The sequence below is a fragment of the Sphaerochaeta sp. genome, from assembly GCF_050178175.1.
GTDB lineage: Bacteria > Spirochaetota > Spirochaetia > Sphaerochaetales > Sphaerochaetaceae > Sphaerochaeta.
In genome coordinates this window covers 1-4,213 of the sequence record NZ_JBFXGH010000154.1, presented here as the reverse complement: position 1 = coordinate 4,213, position 4,213 = coordinate 1, and the positions used below count along the sequence as shown (strand labels likewise).

At 46.2% G+C, this 4,213-nt stretch carries 3 protein-coding genes and 1 pseudogene; 3 read left to right on the top strand and 1 reads right to left on the bottom strand.

Features of this window, described 5'->3' with window-relative positions:
• A pseudogene (locus AB7S66_RS11600) lies at positions 1-505 on the top strand (sodium:glutamate symporter); the annotation flags it as partial.
• Here the strand turns inward: AB7S66_RS11600 and AB7S66_RS11595 are convergent.
• Positions 502-2,280, bottom strand: coding sequence for a hypothetical protein (locus AB7S66_RS11595; RefSeq protein ID WP_428520173.1), 1,779 nt, complete (start codon positions 2,278-2,280; stop codon positions 502-504). The pseudogene AB7S66_RS11600 and the gene AB7S66_RS11595 sit on opposite strands and share 4 nt — an antisense overlap.
• 110 nt (positions 2,281-2,390) lie before the next feature.
• On the opposite strand from AB7S66_RS11595, the gene AB7S66_RS11590 reads away from it, so the two are divergent.
• Positions 2,391-2,711: a hypothetical protein gene (locus tag AB7S66_RS11590; RefSeq protein WP_428520171.1), complete on the top strand. Its 321-nt coding sequence runs from the start codon at positions 2,391-2,393 to the stop codon at positions 2,709-2,711.
• A gap of 103 nt (positions 2,712-2,814) precedes the next feature.
• Entirely contained in the window at positions 2,815-4,101 is a 1,287-nt protein-coding gene (locus tag AB7S66_RS11585; protein WP_428520169.1) for a hypothetical protein, read from the top strand.
• The last annotated feature ends 112 nt before the right edge of the window (positions 4,102-4,213 follow it).

Genomic DNA, 4,213 nt, shown 5'->3' with positions numbered 1-4,213 from the left:
ATGTAACCGCTTAAGCGGCCTCTCTGTCGACTTGACCGTTGCATCTTCACTTGGTGCGATCAGCTTGGTTGCTGTACAGGGATATTGGATCCCTATCCTTATCCTTACACTGGTAGGACTCTTCATCACCATGGTTATTCTACCCTGGTACTGTTCACGGCTCTATGATGACCATCAATTCTTCAGGATGTTGGTCATCTACGGTTCAGCAACAGGAACGCTCCCCACCGGACTGGCACTGCTGCGTGTGGTTGACAAGGAGTTTGAGACACCGGTTGCCACAGATTATCTCTATTCGGTAGGAATTGTCTTTATCCTGGCCATTCCAATCATTCTGAGTATCAACCTCCCGGCGTTCAGTGTCACCAAGAACAATCCCGCACTATTCGGGTGGGCAATTGTGATCAGCGGAGTCTACTTGCTCGCTTCAATCATCTCCTATATGATCATTGCCAAGAAACGTGCATTCATCAAACCAAAGACCTATTTCTACACCGAGGATTAACCAATTGGTGAGATAATTGATTTCAAGAAGGATGAGGCTTGTACCGTGTACAGGCCCCTCTTTCTTTCCTCCCGTTTCACACGATGTGTAATCGTGCAGAGCGAAGTTCGACAGAACAGCTTGTACACTTTCTCACTAAAACGTTCCACAAAGTCTTCAAACTCATAGAAATCATTAAGAAAGGGAAAGAGACAAAAGATTTCCAGCGCAATAGAGCGTACAAGCACCTTTTGCTCGCTCAAGTGCAAGAGAATCCAAAGAAATGTGTTGAGGATGGTAACCCCATCATCATAAAATTCCTCACTGAATGCATCCTGTAGGAAGAAGAACAGTCCCATTTCTTCGATTTCTTCTTTCCACTGATTCCCACTCAGCACATTGAATGCATCATCTGTTTCATCACTATCGAGAGTAAGGAACAGTTCAGGAGAGAGAATTCCATCATCAAATACATCTCTCTCGGCTGGAGAAGGAACCGGCCATCCCTCCAGACGGTACTTCACTTCTGCTTCGGGAACTTGGTAATCTCGGCTTTCCCGTTTCTTCTGCATTTGGGCAATGAGATCCTTGGCCAAATCCTCATCAATTCCAAGTTTCCTTGCTTCCGATACTAAGTCAAAGGGTTTTCCATTGTTGTATGCATCGCTGTAATTCCCAAAAAAGGTATAGAGAGCTGTCATATCCATCTCTTGATTACTCTCCTGATGCATCCCTTCCTCAGGAAGCAGAAAAAATGGCGTCCAAGGAAGCCGTTTTGCATGCTTCTGTAGATGTAATACCAATGACAATGCTACGCTCACCGGCTCTGTGTCTCGTGATAGGCCAAGGATGGTCAAGAGAGCCTCAAATGCTTGTCCATAGAGGGCGAGAACTATCCAATGCTTCTCCATCTTAAACACACGCATTCCTGCCATTGCAATATCATTCCAGAAATTTTCATCTGGATAAGCGGAGTGCATGGCATCGGAGGATCTTTCCAGGCTATAAGAAGCTACTTTCCCTCGGTTGTCAATCGTCCAGTAATCAGGGTCAAACGTATAGGAGAGTCTCGGTACTGATATGTAAAAAACTGCAAGGATATGTCCATTATGTACCAATTCATTGCCAGGAATCTGTAAATCGAGATAGTACATTGCAGTAGGGTGCCGGAGCAACAAACCAGTCAAACCTGAGGAAGAGAACGTGGTTGCATCAAACGTGTTACAAAGAAAGTCGATATCAGAAGAAGAATAGTGCGTATAATGAAGCGTTCCGCTTGCCTGGAGACACTCTCCATTGTTCATCATGAGCGCGAGATAATGTACATTCCTGCTTTCATGTTTTTCCTGTAGATCCTGCAAACTTGGGCTATAGAGCTTGTAGGTGTTACCGGTAATGCAATCCTCAATCGCAAAGAAATCCTTGCAGATACGTTCCTGTATGGTGAAGAAACAGAAAAATCCGGGGTTTTCTTCCCATGCAGTGAGCGTATCAAGCAACTCACTGGAGAGTGTATCAACATTCGCAGAACGTATGCGACTGATAGCTTTCGGGTTTGTAAGTATCAGAGCATCAGCATACTGGGTAGCCAGGGCTTCCACATATGCTTCTGCATCAGAAACCAGTTCAATCAGGGAGTCAATAAACGATTTTACAAGCTTCAGAGTGGATTCATTATCCATGATATAATCGTCGAAATATTCTTCCAAGGCTACATATTGTCTGGAAAATGTATCACAAGCTTTCTTAATAGCGGCTGGTATTTTCATACCCATATCTTCAGATAATTTTTCCATTCTGGGAAGTGGATATTCACTATTTCACGGCAGGAATGTTTCTTTCCTTGCTTTTCTTTTTACCACCCATGTTCTACAGTAGAGGAAGAATAGTATGGAAGGTGTGATTCATGAAATGTCGTATTGCAGTACTGATGATTCTTCTATGTATAGGAATATTCCCCTTGGCTGCGGTATCCCCTGCCCAGATTCCTCTCTCCTCCCCCATCTATGAGGAGATTGATTTACTCTACCAGCTTTCTGGCCGTGCACTTCCCTCCACGAGTCGTCCATGGAACACCTATGAGGCTTTAGCAATCCTAGAGGCAATCGAGGAAGACAACTCCTATCAGGACCTATGGGAAACAGCATACCAGAGAATGGGAGGAAACTCATTTCACCAGGTAGACGAGACCTTCTCGTATCGTATTTCCCCTACCACCTACCATTAATCTTGAATCATACGTCCATACCAATGACCAGGATTTCACCTCCTATGATGACTGGATCTACAGCTATGATGAAAGGAAACCCTTCCTCGACCTTACCCTTTCCATGCAGTTCTCCTCCTCCTTCCTCTTCGAGACCTCCCTCCAGGCAGGAGTCGGGGCATATATTGAAGATGTAGATCCTGATCCAGATACAGATGCCAGTACAGAATTTTATTCATGGGGAATAGGAGCGCTTCTCGATCAAGGTGATGCTTTCCTTGTTCCTGATGCGACCCTCTACAGAAGAACATTCAGCAGCAACCTTCCACTCTTCGGATCCCCTCTTGAGCCAGACTTCCCCCGCCACTCACAGATGACCTATGCAGGTCCCTGGTGGGCTATCAGCTTGGGTCGCGGGGCCTACTCCTGGGGAGCGGGAGAGAGTGGCAACCTGGTAGTAGGGGATCATATCTCCAATCATACCGGACTTACTGCGTCCTTCTTCAATGAAACGTTTAAGGCACAACTGCTCTACCTCTTCTTTCCTGATGTAAGCCAGACAGGGAAAAGCCCGCGTATCTTCCTCGCCCACCGCTTTGAGTTCAACCCAGCTGTGTGGGCTCGAATCTCCATCAGTGAGAATGTAATGGCAAACCAGGATGGGCTCAACCTGCAATATATCGACCCGACCTATATCTACCACAACCTCTTTCACGTTGAACAGGTAAACTCAATCGCCAGTCTCGAAGCTGACATCACTCCCCTCCCTGGGCTCGCATTCCATGGCCAGTTTGCGCTTGACCAGTTCCAATTATCAAGCGAGGGAGCTGCTACTGCAAACGCTCTGGCGTTCCTGGTTTCTGGCTCATACTCATGGGATGCCCAAAAGGGGTATTTTACATTCGGTCTTGAAGCAGCATCTACTGACCCTGCGATGTATCGAAGACATCACGTAGATTTCCTTGTAGCAAGAGATTTGATCAAGAACCAGGCTCATTTGCGTCCTGTCATCATCGACTACTTGGGGTACAGCTGGGGTTCTGACAGCAAGGTCTACCAAGCAAGATTGGACTATCTCCTTCCTGGGAAGGTGAACATCACCTCCTCACTCACCATCCACCGCCAAGGAAAGCTGGACTACCTTGCTGCCCACCGTATAGATAGTGATGATGATGATACAACAAATAATGATAATGATCCTAACATTTCAGGTCCCTCGCCCTCAGGGGATAATATCACAGAGCGTTTGATCGTCGGCCTTGGCGGCACCTACTATACCGATATTCCAAACCTGGAATTGTTTGGTCAGGTCAATTGGATTGGAAGAAGGACATATGACCGACCGAGTGGAAGTGCGAGCGGGTATACCGATGATTTCCAGATACTCGTTGGGGTAACCAAACGTTTCTAGCCGGTTTTTCTTACCTCACTGATTGGTATTTCTGGCCTTATGCCCATACCACTGAATAAACTTAACCGAGGCAATCAGTGCGTCAAGTATTGCATGCAAAAACTTGACGTAG

What these genes read in the sequence shown, in the direction of transcription:
- AB7S66_RS11590 (WP_428520171.1), top strand. Translation starts at nt 2,391, where the DNA reads ATGAAATGTCGTATTGCAGTACTGATGATTCTTCTATGTATAGGAATA.
- AB7S66_RS11585 (WP_428520169.1), top strand. Translation starts at nt 2,815, where the DNA reads ATGCAGTTCTCCTCCTCCTTCCTCTTCGAGACCTCCCTCCAGGCAGGA.
- AB7S66_RS11595 (WP_428520173.1), bottom strand. Translation starts at nt 2,280, where the DNA reads ATGGAAAAATTATCTGAAGATATGGGTATGAAAATACCAGCCGCTATT.